This window comes from Paenibacillus peoriae (genome assembly GCF_022531965.1).
Taxonomy (GTDB): domain Bacteria; phylum Bacillota; class Bacilli; order Paenibacillales; family Paenibacillaceae; genus Paenibacillus; species Paenibacillus polymyxa_D.
Genome location: NZ_CP092831.1, coordinates 2,738,601 through 2,764,401, shown reverse-complemented (window position 1 = coordinate 2,764,401; position 25,801 = coordinate 2,738,601). Strand labels below are relative to the sequence as shown.

Sequence of the window (25,801 nt, the reverse complement as noted above, 5' to 3'; positions counted from 1 at the left end):
CGGTGCGGTACATCCGCTCATACCCGGCTTCCCCGCCGGCAAACGGATCTTTCACAAATTTCTCGGCCGTCAGCTCCGGACGGTTCAGATACCCACGTGCCACACCGACACCACCGATGCACAACTCCCCTGCAACCCCAATCGGCTGCAATTGCTCCGTGCCTTCCTTCACGATGTACAGGCGAATGTTTTGAATCGGTTTTCCGATCGGAATGACTGCATATTCTTCCGTCGGCTCGCAATCAAAGTACGATACGTCCACCGTCGCTTCGGTTGGACCGTACAGGTTGATCAGCTTCGCTCCGGTCAGGCTCGACACGAGCCGTTGGAAGCGAGCCACATGCTGTGGCGGCAAGGCTTCACCACTGGCAAAGACATGGCGCAGCGTTGCCAGTTTCGCTTGCATCACTTCCCGTGGCTGCTGCTCCACATACTCCAGGAACGCATGCAGCATGGCAGGTACAAAGTGCATCGTGCTCACTCCATCGCGGGCAATCGTGTCCACGATGTCTTCCGGGTTCTTTTCCCCGCCTACCGACAGCAAGCTCACCTTCGAGCCGACCAGCGACCACCAGAACAGCTCCCACACCGACACGTCGAACGTAAAGGCGGTCTTTTGCAGGATCGTATCTTCCGCACTCAAGCCGTACCGATCATGCATCCACAAAATCCGATTCAGCACAGAATGGTGCTCCACCATAACGCCCTTCGGTTTTCCCGTGGAGCCAGAGGTATAAATGACATAGGCGACATGGTGCGGTCCGGCCAGTGGCTCCAGATTCGAGCCGTCTTCGTGGTAAATGTCTTGGCCAGCCTGCTCCTGACGATCCAGCACCAGCACCTGGCCGTCGAAACTCAGCGATGCTTGCTCCGCCAGATGCGATTGCGTCAGCACCAGCTTCGCGCCCGAGTCCTCCAGCATAAAGCGGATACGATCAGCCGGATATTCTGGATCAATTGGCACGTAGGCTCCGCCTGCCTTGAGGATCGCGTAGATGCCTACGATCATCTCTAGCGAGCGCTGAACCAGTATGCCTACCGGCTGATCCGGTTCAACACCTTCCGCACGCAACGTCCGAGCCAAACGGTTCGCGCGCTCATTCAGCTCCGCGTAGGTCAACGATTCCGATCCGCACAACACTGCCACTTGCTCCGGTGTGCTCGCTACCTGCTGCTCGAACAGTGAACTTAACGTCTGATCTTGCGGATAATCTGCCGCCGTATCTCCCCACACCTGAATGATCTGTGCCTGTTCTTCTGGTGTCACCAATTCCAGCTCATTCACACGGATATGTGGATTATCGATAATTTGCTCGATGACATGCAGTACATGTCCCCGCATCCGCTCGATCGTAGACCGATCGTATACATTGGCGTTATATCTGAACATAATGCGGAAGGTTTCATCGGGCATCACAATCAAGTCCAGATCATAGTTTGTTTGCTCGACAACCTCCACATTCGTAATTTCAAAAGCGGATGGACGAACTTCCCCAAGCTGCTCGACTTGCTCCTCTACCGGATAATTCTCAAATACCATAATGTGGTTAATCAGATGCTGCTTCTGCTCGGTCAATGCCTGAATTTCATACAGCGGGAAGCTGTCATATACCCCCGAAGCCAACGCTTGCTCCTGCGTTTTGCGCATGATGTCCACAAACGTGGCATTCTGTTCACTTTGAATCCGCACTGGGATCGTATTAATGAACAGACCGATCATATGCTCTACACCCGCAATATCCGTCGGACGTCCAGATACCACACTGCCGAATACAACATCCTCATTGTTGTTATATTTCTGCAAAATAAGGCCCCACACGCTCTGCATCAGCGTATTAATCGTGACCTGCTGCTGCTTTGCAATCCGGTACATCGCTTCGCTCCACGCTGGATCCAGATCTACCGTTATTTTTTCAGAAACATATTCCCTGGTTTCGTTTGCTGTAGCGAATACAGTATTAGCCGCTTGGTCTTTCGATGAAGTATCCAATCCAGGTAACAAGGTTTGCTGTTCAAAGCCAGCCAAATAGCTGCTCCAATACTCTTGTGCCGCACGTTCATCCTGACGCTCTAGCCATTCGATATATTGGCCATATGGTGTGATATGAGCAAGCTCCGGCTGTTTCTGCTCCAGCAGCGCAAAGTACGTACCAAACACTTCGCCTGTAACGAGCGATAAGCACCAGCCATCCATGACAATGTGATGGAAGCTCCAGACCAAATGATACGTTTCTTCATCGGTTTGCAATACCTGTACGCGCATAAGTGCATCCGTACCGAGATCAAAGCCTCTAGCCTGGTCTTCCTGCTTAAACGTCTGGATATACGCCTGTTGCTCCGCTTCCTGCATTTCGCGTATATCCTTGAAGGACAGATCGCTATCTTTGTGACGGAACACGATTTGCAATGGCTCCGGACCATGTCCTGTTTCAAATCGATGGAAATTCGTCCGCAGTGCTTCATGACGCTGTGTCAGTACATCTAGACTCTTGCGGAAAATTTCAACATCAAAGCTGCCTTTTTGATCAAACGACGCTTGCTGGAAGTATGCACCTGAGTCCGGCTCCATCAGACTATGGAACAGCATCCCCTTCTGCATCGGCGAAAGAGCATACACATTTTCCAGTTCGCCCACAGAAGCCGTTTGCTCCGTCAATTGCTCCAGTTGTTCCAACGACAAGCCTTTGAACAAGACATCGCTTGGGGTTAGTTCGCTCCGCTCTTGGGAGGCACAATGCGCGATCACTTCCTGCAAGCTTTCCTGCAGCAACTGCGCAAAGTTCTCTACATTTTGCTGTTGATATACCTTACTGTCATAGCGAATGTCCAGTGTCAGCCCGCCTGCTGTAATCATGCCGTTCACATTCAGCGGCTGCTCCAGAACGGTATGATCACTCATCGGCTCTCCACCTGGATGCGAAGACAGCCTGATATCCCCATTTTCCAAGTCCTGATCAAACTGTCCCAAATAGTTAAAGCTAATTTCAGGCTGCAAGGTCAAGGAAGGATGGACATCATGCTGAGACATATATTTCAAAATGCCGTAGCCAATGCCCTTATGCGGTACATGGCGCAGGTCTTCCTTCACCCGCTTGATTCGCTGCCCTACTTCTGCCTTCCCATCCACATCAAGCAGCACCGGATATTGGCTCGTAAACCAGCCCACGGTACGTGTGATGTCGATATCTGGAACAATGGCTTCCCGGCCATGGCCCTCCAGATTGACCAATACGCGCTCCTGACCGCTCCAGTTATATAACGCGGTGCCGAGTGCAGTTAACAGCAGATCATTGACCTCGGTGTTGTACGCACGATGCGATTCCTGCAGCAGCAGCCGTGTTTCCTGTTCGCTCCAAGCTACGCTCACCGTCGCAGTGTCTCTGATTAGAGAATGTTGTCCCTCCGCTCTTTCTTGATCCTTAGGCAACGATGCAATTTCCATTTGAGCGAGATGCTGCCAATATTCGCGTTCATTTTCGATCGCCGGGCTATTCGCATATTGAGACAAACGTTCTGCCCAGTCGGAGAAAGAGTCCGTTTTATATGGCAGGCGAATCGCTTCTCTCCGCACGGCCTGCTCATACCCCGTGGCAAAATCCTCAAACACAATCCGCCACGAAATCCCGTCTATGACCAAATGGTGAATGGCAATCAGTAAATGATCTCCATCCATGCAGCGGAAAAGTCCCAGCTTCACCAGCGGTCCTTCATCTAGACGAATAGAGCTTTGGATGGCATTGGCTTTCGTTTCAATCGCCATCGCCACCTCTGCCGTGTCTTCGACGCCTGTCAAATCAACAACGTCCAGACTGTACAGCTCGCCTTCGTTCACACCGCGATTCCACGCTTCATAGCCCTGTTCGGTCTGACGGAAGACCATACGCAATGCATCATGATGCTCCGTCACCTGGGTCACCGTTTGATGCAATGCGGCTTCATCGAATCCTTGTGCTCTATACAGCATCACCGATTGGTTGAAATAATGTGGCTCTGCTGAGGATTGTCCAAAGAACCATTGCTGTATTGGGGTCAATTTAACTGCTCCCGAGACCACCCGCTGATCGGCTGTGCGGCTAACTTTGTGTACATGACTGCTCAGCAGTGAAATGGACGGATATTGGAACAAATCCTTCATCTCCAGCTTGTAGCCCGCTTGCAGCAAGCGGGACGATACCTGGATCGCTTTGATCGAATCGCCGCCCAGATCAAAGAAATTATCCAAAATGCCGACTCTCTTTGCTCCTAATACAGACTGCCAAATGGACACTAACGTCTGCTCCAGCGCGGTGCGCGGCTCTACATAATCCGCTCCGCTTTGCAAGCTGCCCTCCGGTGCTGGCAGGGCCTTGCGGTCGATTTTACCGTTTGGTGTCAGTGGCATCTGCTCCAGCTGGATGAAGTACGAAGGCATCATGTAGTTGGGCAGCTCCTCACCCAGTAAGCTACGCAGCTCCCCAGCGCTTACGTCTCTTTCAGCGACATAGTACGCCACCAGTTGGTTTTGCCCCTGTTCGTCCGCTTGGGCCAGTACGATGACCTCTTGCACGTCTTCCACTTTCAAGATTTGTGCCTCGACCTCACCCAGCTCGATCCGGTAGCCCCGGATTTTCACCTGATGGTCAATCCGGCCCAAATATTCGATGTTGCCGTCTGGCATCCATCTCGCCAAGTCACCCGTACGGTACATTCGTTCATAGCCTGCTTCACCAACCGCAAACGGGTTCGCTACAAATTTCTCCGCCGTCAGCTCTGGACGATCCAGATATCCACGCGCCAGACCTGGACCAGACACGCACAGCTCACCTGCTACGCCTACCGGAGCCAAATGTCCATGCCCATCCACCATGTATACCCGATGATTCGGCACAGGACGTCCAATGGAAATGAGTTGTCCAGCCCTTGCATCCTCGGACACCGGCCAGATGGACGTTGCAACTGAGTTTTCAGTTGGACCGTAGCCGTTGTAGTACGCCACTTGATCCTTCCACTTGTATACCAGTTCGGTGGAAGATGCTGAACCCGCAGTGAACAGAATACGCAGGTGTGGCATCCGCTCTGGCTCCAGATACACCGCATAGGTCGGCGGCAAAGCGGCCACCGTAATCCGGTGATTCGCCATATATTGCTCAAACCGCTCGTAGTTCAAAATCGTCTCTGTCGTTGGCACATATAACGTGGCTCCGCAGAACAGCGCTTGGAAGATTTCCCAGCAAGCCGCATCAAACGAATAGCTAGCGAACAGCAACGCATGATCCGACGTGCGGATTCGAAGCGTCTGATCAAAATACGTTTTCAGATTGCACAGCCCGTGATGCTCCAGCATAACGCCCTTCGGCTGCCCTGTTGTACCCGATGTATAAATCACATACGCCAAATCATTTGGACCGGACCACGGCTCCAGGTTGGAACCATCCTCGTGATACACCGTTTGCGTTCCATTCAGCACCAGCACTTGGCCATCGATAACTGCTTTGTCCACCAGATGACTTTGTGTCAACAGTAGCTTCGCACCCGAGTCGTCCAGCATATAGCGGATACGCTCTTCCGGGTAGGTTGGATCGATGGGGACATATGCGCCTCCGGCTTTTAAAATCCCGAAGATGCCCACGATCATATCCACCGACCGCTCGGTCATCAGACCCACCAAACGATCTTTCGTCACGCCTTGACTGCGCAAGGTACGAGCCAGGCGATTGGCGCGTTCATTCAGCTCGCGATAAGTCAGCGTTTCTCCTTCAAAGAACAAGGCTGTCTGCTCCGGTGTCTGCGCCGTTTGCGTCTCGAACAAGCCATGGATCGTTTGCTCGCTTGCATAGGTTGCTGCTGTATTCCCCCAAACCTTAACGATTTGCTCACGCTCCTGCGCGGTTATCATATCCAGTTCATGTACACGGATGTTCGGATTCGCAGTTACCTGCTCCAGCAATTGCACCAGATGACCTCGAATTTGTTCTACACTTTCCCGTTCAAAGGCCAGAGCATTATAGCCAAAGCTCATGTGAATGGTGTTCCCCGGCAGCACCACCAGGTTAAAGTCATAGTTGGTCTGCTCGACGGACTCGGCTCCGGTGATCGTGAAGCTGGACGCCTCACCGCTACCTAATTGCTCGATTTGTTCCTCGACCGGATAGTTCTCAAAAATAAGAATATGGTTGATCAAATCCTGCTTAAGCTCCGACAGTCCCTGAATTTCATACAACGGATACGTATCATAGGCATGGGAAGCAATCGATTGCTCTTGGGTTTGCTTCATCACATCGGAGAATAGACTACCCACTTGACTACGGATACGCACCGGAATGGTATTGATAAACAGACCAATGATGTGCTCCACATTCGGAATGTCTGCCGGACGTCCAGATACCACGCTGCCAAACACGACATCATCGGTACCATTATATTTTTGCAGCAAAAGGCCCCAAACGGTCTGCATCAACGTATTGATCGTCACCTGATAACGCTTGGCTATGCGCTGAATACCAGCTGTGAGATCCGCGCCCAAATCAAAATCTAAACGCTCCGACTGATACCCCGTTTTGCCCTGAATTTTAGCCTGTGGCAAACGAGACTGCTCCTCGTATCCTTCCAGAGCCTTGCTCCAGTAGCTTGATGCGGCCTGACGATCCTGCTGCTCCAGCCATTCGATATATTGACTGTACGGCGTTACAGGGGCCAGTTCCGGTTGTTTATGGGCCAGGATCGCAAAATAGCTCGCAAACACTTCGTTTGTCACCAGCGACAAGCACCAGCCATCCATCACGATATGATGGAAACTCCATACAAAACGGTACGTCTCCTCACCTGTGCGCAACACAGTGACACGCATCAAGGCGTCTTGTGCTAGGTCAAAGCCTCTTTGCTTGTCTTTACGCGTAAATTCGAGCATGTATTCGTTTTGCTGCTCGTCCTTCATATCCCGCAAATCTTCCACATACAGTTCACTGCGCTTATTGCGGTACACAACCTGAAGCGGTTCATCCTGCCAGCCGCTGTAGAAGTTCGTGCGCAGTACCGTATGCCGCTGCATTAAAACATCCAAACTGGCCGCAAATGCAGCGATATTAAAATGTCCTCGCAGATCAAAGGAGGCCTGTTCAAAATATGCTCCCGATTGCGAATCCATCAGATTGTAAAAGAGCATCCCCTTTTGCATCGGCGTCAGTGCGTATACATTTTCCAGCTCACCGATACGTGTTGCCTGTTCCGCGATCTGTTCCAGCTCTCCAGTCGTCAAACCTTTAAAGGACACATCACTTGGAGTCAGCTGAGGCTGCTTTTGAGCGACGCAATGCGTAATCACCTCTTGCAAAGCGGATTGCAGCAGTCCTGCCACACGTTCCAGCGTTTCTTTGCGATACTGCTTGCGGCTGTAAGCAATCGTCAAGCGCAGCGTGCCTTCCGAGATCATCGCGTTTAAATCCAGCGTATATTGCAGCGGTGAATGTGCATCCTCTGTCTCCCCTGCACTATAGGATGACAATGCGATTCCACTGTTTTGTAGATCCTGATCGACCTGACCCAAATAGTTAAAGCTGATTTCCGGTTCTGCTGCAATCGCATGCGCTTCACCTGATCCGGACGCAGGGGACAGGTAGCGCCAAGTGCCATAGGTTAGCCCTTTATGCGGAATCCGGCGCAGGCCTTCCTTCGTTTCTTTAATCCGCTGAGCCAGTGTCATTTCCTTGTCGGTCTCCAGCAGCACTGGATACAAGCTCGTAAACCAGCCTACGGTACGTGTCATATCCAGCTCTGGCAGGATTGCTTCCCGGCCATGGCCCTCCAGATTTACCAGCACCTGTCCTGCACCTGTCCAGTTGTGCACTGCGAGTCCCAGCGCGGTCAGCAGCAAATCATTGACCTCGGTGTTATAGGCGCGATAAGCCTGCTTCAACAGCTGCTGGGTTTCAGCTTCGGTCCACTCTACCGTCAGCACTTCGCTGTCTGCATTCAAGGAGTCCTTGTAGGCAAAATCCTTCGGCAGCGGTGCGGCTTCCGCTTTGGCCTGTTCCACCTGCTTCCAATAAACTTCATCCGAGGCAGCCTCAGGACGGTTGGCGTAAGACGACAACTCCCGTGCCCATGCTTGGAAAGAATCCGTTTTATAGGGCAATCGTACAGGCTCACCCTTGCTCGCCTGCTCGTAGCCTGTCGAGAAATCTTCGAACAGAATCCGCCACGACACTCCGTCCACCACCAAGTGGTGAATAGCTATGAGCAAATGATCGCCCTCGGCTGTGTGGAACACTCCCAGCTTCACCAGCGGTCCTTCGGACAGGTGAATGCTGCTTTGAATTTCATTTACCTTCGCTTCCAGCGCTTCCGCATAGACTACTTGTTCACGGTAGTCTGCGGTTTCCAGCGTATACAACGCGCCTTCATCTACACCGCGTGTCCAAGCCTCGTAACCGGATGAAGTCTGACGGAATACCGTACGCAGCGCATCATGATGCTTCACGATGTGATCCATGACTTGGCGAATCGCCGTCTCATCAAAGCCCTCGGCACGATAGAGCATGACCGCTTGATTAAAATGCTGCGGACGCTCGCGCTCCTGCGCAAAGAACCACTGCTGGATCGGAAGCAACGCGGTTTTCCCGCTTACTTCTCCTTGATCTGCCATACGGCTGACCTCATGCATATGCGGTGCCAGTGTTGCAACCGTTGGATACTGGAACAAATCCTTCATGTCCAGCTTATAGCCGGCCTGGAACGCACGCGATGCGATTTGGATGGCCTTGATGGAATCGCCGCCTAGATCAAAGAAATTGTCCAAAATACCGACTGTCTGCAGCCCCAGTACCGACTGCCAGACCGCTACCAGTGCGCGTTCTTGCGCCGTACGCGGCTCTGCATAATCAGCTCCAGTTTGCAGGCTGCCTTCCGGTGCTGGCAGGGCCTTGCGGTCAATTTTGCCATTTGGACTCAGCGGCATCTGCTCCAGCTGTACAAAGTACGATGGCACCATGTAGCTTGGCAGCTCCCGGCCTAGCTCACTTCTCAGCTCGCTGGCACCGATCTCTTGCCCAGCGACATAGTACGCCACCATTTGTTTTTGGCCCGTTTCAGCCGCACGAGCCATGACGACGGCTTCGCGTACCGATTCCACTTGGAGCAGCTGCGATTCCACCTCGCCCAGCTCAATCCGGTAGCCCCGGATTTTCACCTGATGGTCGATCCGGCCCAGATATTCAATGTTGCCGTCCGGCATCCATCTCGCCAAATCGCCGGTGCGATACATCCGTTCATAGCCTGCTTCACCACCCGAAAACGGATCAGTTACAAATTTCTCGGTCGTCAACTCCGGACGGTTCAGATAACCTCGTGCCACACCGACACCACCGATGCACAGCTCCCCTGCAACCCCGATCGGCTGCAATTGCTCCGTGCCTTCCTTCACGATGTACAGACGAATGTTTTGAATCGGTTTCCCGATGGGAATGACTGTATATTCCCCATCCGGCTCGCAATCAAAGTACGATACGTCCACCGTCGCTTCGGTTGGGCCGTACAGGTTGATCAGCTTCGCTCCCGCAAGGCTCGATACAAGCTGTTGGAACCGGGCCACATGCTGTGGTGGCAATGCTTCACCACTGGCAAAGACATGGCGCAGCGTTGCCAGTTTCGCTTGCATCACTTCCCGTGGCTGCTGCTCCACGTACTCCAGAAACGCATGCAGCATAGCGGGTACAAAGTGCATCGTGGTTACGCCATCGCGGGCAATCGTGTCGACGATCTCTTCCGGGTTCTTTTCCCCGCCCACGGACAACAGGCTTACCTTCGAGCCGACCATCGACCACCAGAACAGCTCCCACACCGACACGTCGAAGGTGAAAGCGGTCTTTTGCAAGATCGTATCTTCCGCACTCAAGCCGTAACGATCATGCATCCACAAAATCCGGTTCAGCACGGAATGGTGCTCCACCATCACACCCTTCGGTTTTCCGGTGGAGCCAGAGGTATAGATGACATAGGCTACATGATGCGGCCCGGCCAGTGGCTCCAAATTCGAACCGTCTTTGTGGTAAATGTCTTGGCCATCCTGCTCCTGACGATCCAGCACCAGCACCTGGCCGTCGAAACTCAGTGAGGCTTGCTCCGCCAGATGCGATTGCGTCAGCACCAGCTTCGCGCCCGAGTCCTCCAGCATAAAGCGGATGCGGTCGGCTGGATATTCTGGATCAATCGGCACGTAGGCTCCGCCTGCTTTGAGGATCGCGTAGATGCCTACGATCATGTCCAGCGAGCGGTGGACCAGAATGCCGACTGGTTGATCCGGTTCAACACCTTCCGCACGCAGCGTCCGAGCCAAACGGTTCGCGCGCTCATTCAGCTCAGCGTAGGTCAACGATTCCGCTCCGTACAACACCGCCACTTGCTCCGGCGTGTTCGCTGCCTGCTGCTCAAACAGACTGCTTAGCGTTTGATCCTGCGGATAGGCTGCCGCCGTATCGCCCCAGACCTGAACGATCTGTGCCTGTTCTTGCGGGGTCACCAATGCCAGCTCATTCACACGGATATTTGGGTTGTCTACGATTTGTCCGATGACGTGGTCGATATGACCCTGGATACGCTCCATTGCAGACCGGTTATACACCAGAGCATTGTATTCAAGCAGGATGGAGATATCTTCATCAGGCACGACAATCAGGTTAAAATCGTAGTTGGTTTGCTCGGCAAGTGCCACATTGGCAATCGAGAAGCCTGTTTGTACCTTGGTCTCGCCGGAACCGCCCATCTGCTTCATCTGCTGTCCGATGGGGTAGTTTTCAAAGACCATGATGTGATGAATCAAGTCTTGCTTTTGTTCAGTCCGTGCCTGAATGTCGTAGAGCGGAAACGTGTCATACACACTGGAGGCCAAAGCCTGTTCCTGTGTGCGCTGCAATACTTCAGCAAATGTAGCATCCGGTGCACTGCATATGCGTACTGGGATCGTGTTGATAAACAAACCGATCATGTTCTCCACACCTGCAATGTCTGCCGGACGACCGGATACCACACCACCAAACACAACATCCTGATTGTTATTGTATTGCTGTAAAATAACGCCCCAAACGCTTTGCAGCAATGTGTTAATCGTGACATGTTGTTGCTTGGCCATTTGGTTTAAAGCAGCACTCCGTTCTTTACCCAACATAAATGGCAGCTTTTCCGAAACATAGCCAGCATTTGAACTTCCACCGTTTCGGTCTGGTTCTTCATTCCGTCCTATTACAGAAGCTTGCGTATTCTCACCAGGCAACAAGGTTTGCTGCTCAAAGCCTGCCAAATAGTCACTCCAATAACGGGTCGCTTCCTGTGCATCCTGATCTTGCAACCATTCGATATAGTCACTATACGGCTTGACAGGTTCGAGCTCTGGCTGCTTGTTCTCCAGCAAGGCAAAATATGCACCAAATACTTCGTCCGTCATCAGGGACAGGCACCAGCCGTCCATTACGATATGATGGAAGCTCCATACAAAACGGTATGAGCTATCATCCGTGCGGAAGACGGTTACGCGCATGAGCGCATCCTTGCTTAAATCAAAGTTTTGAGCTTTATCCTGGGCCACAAACTCAGCTACAGCGTGTTCACGCCCTCTGATATCTTCATAACGGAAGCTTGGATTTTTATGACGATAGACAATCTGCAACGGTTGTCCATGCCAGCCGCTGTAGAAATTCGTCCGTAATATCGCATGTCGACTAACCAGCAGCTTCAAGCTTTCCTCGAATATAGATGGCGCAAAGTTGCCCTCCAGATCAAAGGTCGCCTGCTCAAAATACACGCCTGTTTCTGCATTCATCAAACTGTGGAACAGCATACCCTTTTGCATGGGGGTTAACGGATATACATTTTCCAATTCCCCAACCGTCTGGGTCTGCTCCTTAATCGTATCTAATTGCTCCAGGGTCAGACCTTTGAACAGTACATCACTTGGAGTTAATTCGATCCGATCTCGTGTGACACAATGCTCGATAATCTCAAGCAGATTGGATTTCAACAGATTAGCCAGCATTTGGACGGTGTCCTTACGGAAGGCTTTGCTGTTATACCGAATGTCCAGTTCCAGGATGCCGTTCGTTACGATCCCGCTCACATCGAGCGCATATTTCATCTTCGTCCGGTCACTAACGACCGATCCCATCGAGTAAGGAGACATACGAATATCGCTGTTTTGCAAGTCCTGATCCAGCTGTCCGAGATAGTTAAAGCTCACTTGTGGCTCGGCAAAAGCTTGATGTTGACCAAGATGCAGTGCATCTGCTTGCTGAGCCATGGCTTGGCCGGATTCACTCAAATATCTCCAGATTCCGTAGCCCATTCCTTGATTCGGAATATGACGCAGACTTTCTTTTACCTGTTTGATGCATCCCGACAAAGCGTGATCACGACCGATGTCTAGCCATACCGGATATGGTCTCGTAAACCAGCCTACCGTACGAGAAATGTCCGTATCCGGCAAAATGTTCTCACGTCCGTGTCCCTCTAAATGAATCAGACTGCGTTCATGACCCGTCCACGTATACAGCATCATGCCCAAAGCCGTCAGCAACAGATCGTTCATTTCCGTGTTATACGCACGGTGTGCTTGCTTCAATAATCTTTCTGTCTCTTCTTCCGTAAGCTGGAAGGCCACTGTATCCGTGTCAGCTAAGGTAAATGTTTCGGCCTGCGCTTGATCCTCAGGCAAACGTACTTGGTCAGCCAAAGCAGCTGCGTTCCATTGTTCCCAGTAGGCGTGTTCACTGTCCATGGCTGCGCTATTCGCATACTCGGAAAGTTTTTGTGACCAGGAACGGAATGAATCCGTTTTGTCCGGCAGCTGAAGCACTTTCTGATGGACGGCCTGTTCATAGGCAGTAGCCAAATCCTCAAACAAGATACGCCAGGATACCCCGTCCGCGACCAAATGGTGAATCGCCATCAGGAGATGATCGCCATCTACACAGTGGAACAAACCTGCTTTAAACAGCGGCCCTTCATGCAGTTGGATACTCCTTTGAATTTCACTGGCTTTCGCCTCAATGGCTGCGCTGAGCGTGGCTTTATCCGTCAAGTTCGTAAAGTCCACCACATCCAGATGATACAGCTCACCTTCCTGTATTCCGCGATTCCATGCTTGATAGCCTTGTTCTGTCTTGCTGAACACCATCCGCAAAGCATCATGATGCTTTGTCAGCTTGCCAAGCGCCTGACGCAGAGCCGACTCGTCAAACCCCTGCTCCCGGTGCAGCATAACCGCCTGATTAAAATGATACGCATCCACTTGCTCCTGCGCAAAGAACTCGTGCTGGATCGGAAGCAACGCCGTTTCTCCGCTTACTTCTCCCTGATCTACCATACGACTGACCTCATGCATATGCGGTGCCAGCGTTGCGACGATGGGATAGCGGAACAAATCCTTCATGTCCAGCTTGTAGCCTACCTGGAACGCACGGGATACGATTTGAATCGCCTTGATCGAATCGCCACCCAGATCAAAGAAATTGTCCAACATACCGACGGTTGGCACGCCCAGGACGGACTGCCAGACCGCTACAAGCGCTCGTTCCGGTGCAGTGCGTGGCGCTACATAATCCGCTCCGCTGTGCAGACTGCCTTCCGGTGCTGGCAGGGACTTGCGGTCGATTTTACCGTTTGGTGTCAGCGGCATCTGCTCCAACCAGATGAAATACGACGGCATCATATAGCTTGGCAGTTCTTGTCCCAGCTCATGTCTCAGCTCACCGGCTCCCAGTTCTTGACTCGCCACATAGTACGCCACGAGCTGTGTTTGGCCCGTTTCGTCCGTACGTGCCATAACGACCGCTTCTTGTACCGACTCCACCTGCAGCAGCTGCGATTCGATCTCGCCCAGTTCGATCCGGTAGCCCCGGATTTTCACCTGATGGTCCATCCGACCCAAATATTCAATGTTGCCGTCTGGCATCCATCTCGCCAAATCGCCTGTGCGATACATCCGCTCATGGCCTGCCTTACCCCCAGCAAACGGATTAATCACAAATTTCTCGGCCGTCAGTTCTTCACGTTTCCAATACCCACGGGCCAATCCTTCCCCGGCAATACATAACTCGCCCGGCACACCGACGGGCTGCAATTCTCCACTCGCATTCATGATATAGATTTGGGTATTCGCGATAGGACGTCCGATATTAATCTCTTGAGCATGGGTCAGTTCCTGCACGGCCGACCACACCGTCGTTTCTGTAGGTCCGTACATGTTATAAATACGGGGACCGTTTATTGCTTGCAGTGCCGCAAGCAGCTTGGACGGAAGGGCTTCGCCCCCAACCATAATTGCCTTCACGCTTTGCAGCGCGCGCGAGCCTGCTTCATGACCCAACAGCATTTGTAACCGGGATGGGGTCATTTGCAACATCTCAATATGATGATGAGCAATCAATTCACCCAGCGCCTGAGGATTCACCTGATGCTGGCTGTCGCCAAGCACAACCGTCATTCCACCCAACAGGGGCAGGATGGTCTCCAAGACGAAAATATCGAATGAAATGGTCGTGAGTGACAACATGGTTTGGCTCGCTTCAAAATCAATGACTTCGCGCATCCCAGTAATAAAGTTGAGGACCGAGCGATGCTGGAGCATAACTCCTTTCGGATTTCCAGTCGAACCCGACGTATAGATGACGTAAGCCAAATGCTCTGAGCGGGCAATCGCCTCCAGGTTGCCGCTCTCTCCCTGATACAATGCGGCATCCTCAAGAAACAGGGTATTGGCGTTGCAATGGTGCTCTTCTGCCAACTCACGACGGGTCAGAAGCAATGTGGTCTCGCTATCTTCCAGCATGTATGCAATACGAGAGGACGGAAATTCGGGATCAATCGGCACATAAGCACCGCCTGCTTTTAGCACGGCCAGCAGACCTACGATCATTTCCACGGAGCGCTGCACCATCAGTCCGACCAGTTTGTCAGGTCCTACTCCCTGTGCTTGAAGTATGCGTGCCAATGAATTCGCCCGTTCATTCAGTTCCCGATACGTCAGACGCTGATGTCCAAACACCAATGCCACCTGATCCGGTGTCTGTGCCACCTGTTCTTCGAACAGCTGATGGATCGTCTGATGAGACGGAAAGGCACAAGCGGTATCATTAAAGGCCGCTGTAACCTGTTGTTTTTCAGCTACTGTAAGTAGTTCCAGTTCTTCAACCCGAACATGCGGATTGAGAGAAATTTGCTCCAGCAGACGTGCAAAATGTCCATGCAGACGCTCAATGCCTGCTTGATCAAAGCTGAGCGCGTTATACATAAAACGAATCTTGATGCCTTCACCCGGCATCACGACGACGTTCAGATCATAGTTGGTTGCCTCTGTAGACACCACGTTCGAAATCGTAAATTTATCCTGCCCATCGCCGCCTAACTGTTCTACCTGCTGCTCCACCGGATAATTTTCAAAAATCATAATATGATTGATTAAATCCTGCTTCTGCTCGGTCAGTGCTTGAATTTCATACAGCGGGAATGCATCGTAGGCATTGGAAGCCAGCGCCTGCCGCTGTGTTCGTTTCATCAGCTCGACAAAGCTTTCACCTGGTTCAGACTGCACACGCACTGGAATCGTATTAATAAATAGCCCGATCATGTGCTCCACGCCTGGAATTTCCCCTGGGCGACCGGACACAACGCTGCCAAATACGACATCCGAACTGTTATTATATTTTTGCAATAAGACGCCCCATACCGTCTGAATCAGCGTATTGATCGTGACCTGATTTTGCTTCGCCACCCGTTCGATCTGAGCAACCAGCTCTGGCTGGAATTCGCAATCCAGATCTTCAGCGACATATTCCCCGGTGTGCATCGATTTAGGCTGTGCTTTTTGCTGCGGAAGCGTAATTTGCTGCTCATAGTCCGCCAGATACCCACGCCAGTATTGCAAGGCTGCCTCACGGTCCTGACGTTCCAGCCATTCAATAAATCGACTGAACGGCGTGACAGGCTCCAGCGCTGGCTCATGACCCGCGCGCAGGGCCAGATAGCTACCAAATACCTCCTGTGTCATAAAGGACAAGCACCAGCCATCCATCAAAATGTGATGGAAGCTCCAAATAAAGTGATACGTTTCATCCCCGGTTTGTAGGATCGAGATACGAAGGAGTGCGTCCTCCGCCAGACGGAATCCTTTGGCTTTATCAGCAAGGGTAAATGCCTCCACACGCGCTTTACGTTCTTCTTTTTTCAGTCCGCGCAGGTCTTCATAGTACAACTCTCCGCTGCGGTTGCGGAAAACGACCTGTACAGGCTCATCCTTCCATGAACTGATAAAGTTCGTCCGTAATGCCTCATGACGCTGTACGAGCAGGTCAAAGCTTTTACCGAAAGCAACCACATCAAAACGACCGTTCAATTCAAAGGTGGCCTGCTCAAAATACGCCGCCGAATTTTCATCCATCAGGCTGAAGAAGAGCATGCCCTTTTGCATCGGTGTCAAAGCATACACATTTTCTAGTTCGCCCATATCTCGCGTATCCTTCACCAATTGCTCCAGCTCGTCCAGCGTTACATGGTTTAACAGCACATCACTTGGGGTCAACACCGTTCTCTCTTGGGCGACACAATGATGAATGACTTCACGCAAGCCGGATGCCAGTAAATCTCCAAGTCGTGCAATCGTCTCATGACGGAATTGCGTTGTACCGTAGCGAATCGTAAAAATCAGTTCTCCATCCTCGATTACTCCATTGATATCCAGTGCAAAATCCATAGCCGCATTCGTGCTGACAGGCACACCGATGGAATAGGAGGAAGGCTCCAGATCATTGCCTTTATAATCCTGATCGAATTGGCCCAGATAGTTAAAACTGATCTCAGGCTGAACCTGTAACTGCACGCCTGGTTTCTCCAGCACATTCATATCTGACAGGTATCGTAAAATACCATAGCCGATGCCTTTCTGCGGAATATGACGCAGCCCTTCCTTGATCCGTTTGATCAGACGAGCGGTATTTCCACCCTGTCCCAGACTTCCATCCAGTACAACCGGGAACTGGCTCGTAAACCAGCCGACCGTCCGCGTAATATCCACATCCGGTACAATGGCTTCCCGTCCATGGCCTTCCAGGTTGACCAGCACTCGTTCGGAACCAGACCAGTCATAGACGGCTTTTCCGAGCGCAGCCAGCAACAGATCATTCATTTCTGTGTTGTACGCACGATGAGCTTGTTTGAGCAGCTGCTCCGTCTCCTGCTTCGTCCAGCGGACCGTGACCACCTCACTGTCTCCGAGCCGTGCATTGTCATTTGCAAAATCCTTCGGCAAAGGTTTCGCGAGGCTGGCTTCTGCCTGTTCGATATGCTGCCAGTAGGCAAGCTCCCGCTCCATCGTCGCACGATTCGCGTAGGCTGACAGCCGTTTGGCCCATTCCTGGAACGAATCTGTTTTATGTGGCAGTCGAATAGCTGTGCCTGTTTTACCTGCAACAGCCTGCTCATAACCGGACGCCAAATCCTCCAGCAAAATACGCCACGATACACCGTCCACGACCAAATGATGAATGACGATTAGCAAATGGTCGCCCTCAGCGCAATGGAACAGACCAAGCTTCACCAGCGGACCCTCGCTCAAATGAATGCCGGCTTGAATTTCACTCGCCTTGGCTTCTACAGCGGTGGATTCGTCTTCAACGCCGCTAAAATCTACAATGTCCAGCGTGTATAGCTCGCCTTCCTCTACACTGCGGTTCCAAGCGGCATAGCCCTGCTCCGTCTCATGGAATACCGTGCGCAATGCGTCATGATGCTGGACAATACGGTCCATCGTACGGCGTAGCGCGTCGACGTCAAAGCGCCCAGCTCGATACAGCATCATCGCCTGATTGCTGTGGTGCAGATCAGCAGGCTGCTGCTCGAAAAACCACCGCTGAATAGGTGTCAGTTCCACCTGGCCTACGACCTCTTCCTGACTGGCCATCTTGCCATCTGTACGAAGCAACGGACTGAGTGCCGCTACTGTCGGATTGCTGAACAGGTCTTTCATCTCCAGTCGATAACCTGCTTGCAGCAATCGGGAGGATACTTGCAGCGCTTTGATCGAATCGCCACCCAGTTCAAAGAAGTTATCCTGCGTGCCTACCGTTTCGACACCCAGCACCCCGGCCCATACTGAAGCTAAAACCTGTTCTACCGTAGTGTGCGGAGCCACATAAGCTGCGCCGGTATGGATGCTTCCTTCCGGTTCCGGCAAAGCTTTGCGGTCGATTTTGCCGTTGCTGGTCAGCGGGATCGCCTCCAGCTGCATCAAGCGTGCTGGCACCATGTGCACGGGCAGCCCGGCTTCCAGCTCGGCCTGTACTTCCTCGATCCGCAGCTCAGCTTCTCCCGTGATGTACCCGCACAAGTACTTGTGTCCACGCTCATCCGTCCGGTCGATGACTACGGCTTGACGCACACCCGGCACCCGCTGGATTGCCGTTTCAATCTCGCCCAGCTCAATCCGGTAGCCCCGGATTTTGACCTGATAGTCCATCCGGCCGATAAAGTCCACATTGCCGTCTGGCATCCACCGCGCCAGGTCACCTGTGCGGTACAATCGTTCACCGGCTACATACGGATTCGCTACGAACTTCTCGGCCGTCAGGTCTGCACGGTTCAGGTAGCCTCGTGCCACGCCAGCACCGCCAATGCACAGCTCACCCAGTACACCGATCGGCACCGGATTCAGCTGGCTGTCCACGATGTAGAAGCGTGCGTTCAGCCATGCCTGACCAATCGGCACACTGCCGCTACTTGGCAGCTTTGACAGTTCTTCGTCGTAGAAGCTGGAGTCAATCGCCGCTTCCGTGACGCCATAGCTGTTCATAATGCGAATATCTGCGCCAAACCGTTCTTGCAGCACCCGATAATCCGTCACGCTGCAGCTATCCGAGCTGGTGATTAGTAGTTCCAGACTGCTCATGTCAAGGCCCTGTTCATGCACATGCTGCATAAACGGTACGATCAAGGCCGGTGTGGATTCGAACACCGTAATCTGATAATCGTGAATCCAGCCATACAGACGGCTTGGGTCAATGCGGTCGTCTTTCGGGCAGATAACCATCGTGCCACCGTTATAGAGCGCCCGCGCGATATCGCCGACGAACACGTCGAAGGAGAAGCTTGCCAGTTGCAGCAGCCGTACCGGGAACTGGTTCAAACGGTAATCCCGTCGGTATGCCACAGCTGTGTTTACCAAGCTGCGATGCTCGATCATGACGCCCTTCGGACGTCCTGTTGTACCGGACGTGTAGATCACATACGCCAGATCCTGCGGCTCGTTGATAGGTTCAACATCCGTGGCATCCCCGGTGTACAGCGACTCGTCGTTCAATGCCAATACAGTACGCAGACGCAGCCCTGTTGCCGGTTCGGATGCTTCTTCGTTGTCAGAATTCGAATCTAATTTCAAACTTACGCCTTCACTCAGGCTGTCTCTTTCCATCGTTTCAGCGCCAGCCGCTGTCTCCAACTCTCCCTCAGATTGCCCTCCGACCAAGGCCTGTCGGCTTTCCTCCAGCCATGCCTGCGCGCGCTCCTGCAAGCCTGTTTGCGTTAGCAGCACTGTCGCACCGCTGTCCTCGAGCATAAAGCGGATACGTTCGGAAGGATAATCTGCATCCAGTGGCACGTATGCACCGCCGGCCTTCCACACCGCCAGTACGCCGACCATCATGTCCACCGATCGCTCGCTCAAAATACCAACAATGGATTCACGCCCAATGCCTTCATTCCGCAATCTACGAGCAAGTTGATTCCCACGCTCGTTCAGCTCGCGGTACGTAAGCTGCCGCTCCTCGTATACCACTGCCACATGATCCGGCACAAGCTGCGCTTGTTCTTCCACATAGACGTGGAACAACCCTTCTGATTGCTTTTCATCACTCCATGCAGCTACGCCCACGGATCCAAAACCATCGATGATTTTTGCTTTTTCCGCAGCAGTCACCAGCTCAAGTTCATCTACCAGCGCATCTGGTCGGTTAATCGCTTCTTCAATCATATGCAGCAAATGCTCGCGGATTTGCTCTACAGCCGTGCGTTCCAATACTTGCGCGTTGTACTCCAAATGGACATGAATTTCATCGCCCGGCACAACCGTAATGTTGAAATCATAGTTCGTTTGCTCCGACACGGAAGCATTTGCAATCGTAAAGCCATTCGTGCCACGACTGCCCATTTGCTCCATGCGCTGTTCCACCGGGTAGTTTTCAAACACCATAATATGGTTCACCAGGTCCTGTTTCTGCTCTGTTAGGGCCTGAATTTCATACAACGGATAGGTTTCATAGGCACGGGAAGCCAGTGCCTGCTCCTGTATCTGCTTCATTAACGCAGCAAACGTCATATCTTTCTCACTGTGAACTCGTACAGGAACCGTATTAATGAACAAACCAATCATTTTATCGATGCCCGGAATATCCGCTGATCTGCCGGATACGACACTGCCAAATACAACATCCCGACTGTTGTTATACCGTTGCAGCACAACGCCCCACGCTGCTTGCAGAAGGGTATTGACCGTTACTTGCTTCTGCTTAACCAGCTTGTTCATCCGTTCCGTCACTTCGTGGCCCAGTGTAAACGAAAGCTTGTCCGCTTCATATTCTTTAGCGTGACTGTCCAGCTGTTTTACCTGCGGTAATACGGTCTGCTGCTCAAAGCCAGCAAAATAATCACTCCAGAACCGTTCAGCCTCCACGTTGTCCTGCCGATCCAGCCATTCAATGTATTCGCTGTATGGTGTTACTGGAGCGAGCTCCGGCTTGCGGTCTTCGAGGATGGCAAAGTACGTATTAAATGCTTCCCCTACAACAAGGAACAAGCACCAACCGTCCATCAAAATATGATGGAAGCTCCACACAAAACGATACGACTCCTCGCCTGTACGTAAAATAGACACCCGCATCAGCTCGCCTGAGCTGAAATGAAAGCCTTCGGCTTTGTCGCGTTCAGCAAAATCAGCAATGTATGCGTCCTGCTCACCTTGTTCCATCGAACGTACATCTTCAAAACGGAACCCGGCGTGCTTGTGACGGTACACCACCTGTAAAGGCTGCTCATTCCATCCGCTATAAAAATTCGTTCTGAATATTTGATGGCGATCCACCAGCTGATTTAGGCTTTCGGCAAAAGCCTCCACTTGAAAGCTGCCTTGCAGATCAAATGTCGCCTGCTCAAAGTACGCCCCGGATTTCGGCTCCATTAAGCCGTGGAACAGAATGCCTTTTTGCATGGGTGTGAGCGAATAAATGTTTTCCAGTTCTCCCGCATTAGCCGTCTGCTCTACAATATGATCCAGCTCTCCAGCCGTCAGTCCTTGGAAGGACAAGTCGCTTGGTGTCAGCTCCGGCAACTCTTTACCCACACAGTGAGCCAATACCTCACGTAAGCCCTCCTGCAACAGATCAGCCAGCTTTTTGATTGATTTTTTCATAAACATTTTGTTGCTGTAGCTGATCGTCAGTTCCAGTGCACCGTCCGTGATCATGCCGTTGATATCCAGAGCATACCGCTTGGTCAACGTGTCACTCATGGAAGCTCCGATGGAATAAGGAGACATGCGAAAGGCATTATTCTTTAAATCCTGATCGAATTGTCCGAGATAGTTAAAGCTGATTTCTGGCTCGGCAACAAAAGCTGCTTCTCCTTCACCGCTAGCAAGATATCTCAAAATCCCGTATCCAATCCCTTTATGCGGCAAACGGCGCAGCCCTTCTTTGACGTTCTTGACACGCCGTCCTACATTCCGGTCCTCGTCCATATCAAGTACAACCGGGAATTGGCTGGTAAACCAACCGACCGTGCGCGTAATATCCATATCCGGCAAAATCGCTTCCCGTCCGTGACCCTCCAGATTTACAAGTACCTGACGGATGCCTGCCCACTCATAAATCGCAGTGCCCAGAGCTGTCAGCAGCAGGTCGTTTGCTTCTGTATTGTAGGCCCGATGAGCTTGTTTCAAGAATTGTTCCGTTTCTTCGACCGTCCACGCTACGGTCAGTGTTCGATCATCGCGAAGCTGTGGCTTGGCCTGAGATTTACGAGTGTAATCTTTTGGCAAGGATGCCTGGCTCTTCCCTACTTGCTCAATTTGCTCCCAATACGCACGCTCCTTCTCCAACGCTGCACTGCTCACATAAGCGGATAGCTGGTCTGCCCACAGACGGAAGGAATCCGTCTTATTCGGCAACCGGACAGACTCGCCCCGTAAAGCCTGCTCATAGCCGGTTGCCAAATCCTCCAGCAAAATACGCCAAGACACATCATCAACCACCAAATGGTGGATCGCCACCAGCAAATGGTCTCCATCGTTGCAACGGAACAGACCCAGCTTTACCAGCGGTCCTTCGGATAGATTCATTTTGTTTTGAATTTCAGTTGCTTTCGCCTCAATCGTCGCGCTCAGAATGGCTTCATCCGTCAAGGCCCTAAAGTCTAGCACGTCCAGATGATACAGCTCGCCTTCCTGTATTCCGCGGTTCCACGCTTGGTAGCCTTGCTCGGTCTTCCTGAATACCATCCGTAGTGCATCGTGATGCTCGGTCAACTGGATTAGCGCCTGATGCAAAGCAGCTTCGTCAAAGCCCTGCTCCCGGTGCAGCATAACCGCCTGATTAAAGTGATGCGCGTCTACATGCTCCTGTTCAAAGAACCAATGATGGATCGGAAGCAATGCCGTTTCCCCGCTCACTTCTCCCTGATCTGCCATACGACTTACCATAAACGGTGCCAATGCTGCGATGGTTGGACAGCGAAGCAGATCCTTCATATCCAGCTTGTAGCCTACCTGGAACGCACGGGATACGATTTGAATCGCCTTGATGGAATCGCCGCCCAGATCAAAGAAATTGTCCAAAACACCTACAGTTGGCACGCCCAAGGCAGACTGCCAGATCGCCACGAGTGCCCGTTCCGGCGTGGTATGGGGCGCTTCATAATCCGCTCCGCTTTGCTGACTGCCTTCCGGTGCTGGCAGGGACTTGCGGTCGATTTTACCGTTCGGTGTCAACGGCATCTGCTCTAACTGAATGAAATACGACGGCACCATATAGCTTGGTAGCTCCCGCCCCAGCTCACTTCTCAGTTCACTGGCTTCCATTTCTTGACTGGCCACATAGTACGCCACCATTTGTTTTTGACCCGTTGTTTCGTCCGCACGGGCCACGACAGCCGCTTCTCGTACCGACTCCACCTGCAATAGCTGCGATTCGATCTCGCCCAGTTCGATCCGGTAGCCACGGATTTTAACCTGGTGATCCATTCGTCCCAAATATTCAATATTGCCATCCAGTGTCCATCTCGCCAAATCGCCTGTACGGTACATCCGTTCATAGCCCTCTTTGCCTCCGGCAAACGGATTTTCCACAAATTTCTCTGCCGTCAGATCTTCGAGATTCCAATAGCCACGGGCCAATCCTTCCCCCGCAATACATAACTCGCCCGGCATACCGACTGGCTGCAATTCCCCGCTCGCATTCATGATATAGATTTGGGTATTCGCGATCGGACGTCCTATATTAATTTCTTGAGCATGAGTCAGTTCCTGTACGGTCGACCAAACCGTCGTTTCTGTAGGTCCGTACATGTTATAAATACGGGGACCATTTATTTCTTGCAGTGCTGCGAGCAGCTTGGACGGAAGGGCTTCACCTCCCACCATGATTTCCTTCACGCCTCGCAGCGCGTGGGAACCAGCTTCATGATCCAGCAGCATCTGTAGCCGGGATGGTGTCATTTGCAACATGTCTATAGAATGATGAGCAATCAACTCACCCAGCGCCTGAGGGTCCACCTGATGCTGATGGTCGCCAAGCACAACCGTCATTCCGGCCAACAGTGGCAAGATGGTTTCCAAGACGAAAATATCGAATGAAATAGTGGTTAGCGATAAAATCGTTTTGTTCGCTGCAAAGTCAATCACTTCACGCATTCCTGTAATAAAATTCAGTACCGAACGATGCTGGAGCATAACTCCTTTTGGATTTCCGGTCGATCCAGAGGTATAGATGACGTAAGCCAAATGCTCTGGGCGAGCAATCGTCTCCAGGTTGTTGCTTTCTCCCTGATACAATGCTGCATCCTCAAGAAATATTGCATTGGCATTGCAATGATGCTCTTCCAACAGATCACGACTGGTCAGAAGCACGGCAGCCTTGCTGTCTTCCAGCATGTATTGAATACGAGATGACGGAAATTCAGGATCGATCGGCACATAAGCACCGCCTGCTTTTAGAACAGCCAGCAGGCCTACGATCATTTCCACGGAGCGCTGCATCATCAGGCCGACCAGCTTGTCAGGTCCTACTCCCTGTGCTTGAAGCATTCGTGCCAATGAGTTCGACCGTTCATTCAGTTCCCGATAAGTCAGACTCTGACTTCCAAACATAACCGCTGTCTGATCTGGTGTGCATTCTGCCTGTTTCTCGAATAACTCATGAATCCCCACATCGTCTGGAAAGGGAACTGTGGTCGCATTAAATACATTCATAATTTGTGCCCGCTCTTTGTCACTCATCAGTGACAACTCCTGAATCCGCTGCTGTGGCCCTTTCACCATATGCTCAACCACACTCAAGAATTGACGAATAATTCGGGCGATTTCCTGCTCGCTGAACAGCTCGGTCCGATAATCCAGTTGCAATACAAGTTTATCGTCATCCAGCATATCAATCATGGCAATATCAAAGTCACTCACTGTATCTCCGCAGAAATCGGTATGCACCTGCTGAACAGCTTCATCAAAACGAGAGAAGCTCAGCGTACGGTACTGAATGGTAACGCCAAACAGGCGGCCAATATCCGTGCCGCTTTGTTGTTCACGCAAATCCTGTATGATTTTGTTATACGGATAACGCTGATGCCGCAAAATGGACGACTGCTCCTTGCCAACACCCTGTAGGAAAGTAAGCAGCTCGGATTCCGGCTCAACTTGCAAACGTGTAGCCACAGTGCTGACGAACATGCCCATTGTATTTTTTTCCTTCTTCAACGTACGGTTAGCATACAATGTACCAACCGTTAAATCTTGTTCACCTGTCGTTTTATGTAAATAAATATACAGAGCAGCCAGGAAAAATGTAAAAATACTGATGTTATGCGCCTCGCAAAAAGCCGTGACACCACGATATAATTCGTGCTCCAGTGTATAGGTCTCCCGGCGTGCAGCCGTGCTTACTGTGAGCGGATTGTACGATTTTAAACCTGTAACCTCCGGCAAATTGGCAAATTTCTCCGTCCAGTACATCTTATCCTTTTGATAGCGGTCCGATTGCTCATAGCTTTGCTCCGTCTGAATAAAATCGAGATATGAGTTCGCTGGGGCCGGCGCATCTGAACCTGTACCATGCACAATATTCATATAATTCCCCGTAATTTCATTAATGGCCTGCTCCATGGTAACGCCATCCGAAATAATATGATGCATCTTGAAACTAAACCAGGTGTCTTCTGCCCCCAGCTGCAAAATAGTAAACCGATACAGCTGCGAATCCAGTAAGGGGAACGGCTGTGCGTTGTGATGGCTGACCCATAGCTCAGCTTCCTCCGGGGTAACCTGAAGCGTTTCTATGCTTTGAGCAGCAAACGGTTCCACATATTGATAGGGGATGCCATCCCGAGCCGTGATTTTGATACGAAAAGAATCGTTTTGTGCAATCACCCGGTTCATTGCCTGCTGCAATGCATCTATTCGAACCGTTCCCTTGATTTTAACAGTGGTAATAATCGTGGACGTGTTGCGATTGGGATACACAAGCTCCGTGTACCAAATACGTTGCTGTGGTTGGCTTAATGCAAACAGTTGAACATTGTGCTGAGTCAT

Annotated in this window: 1 protein-coding gene (running past one end of the window); it reads right to left on the bottom strand. The window is 51.7% G+C overall.

Features of this window, described 5'->3' with window-relative positions; translation table 11 throughout:
* Window positions 1-25,801, bottom strand: partial view of a non-ribosomal peptide synthase/polyketide synthase gene (locus MLD56_RS12225; protein ID WP_241113508.1) — the 5' portion only. It extends 16,412 nt beyond the left edge of the window; the window shows 25,801 of its 42,213 coding nt (coding positions 1-25,801); the start codon lies at window positions 25,799-25,801; the stop codon falls past the left edge of the window.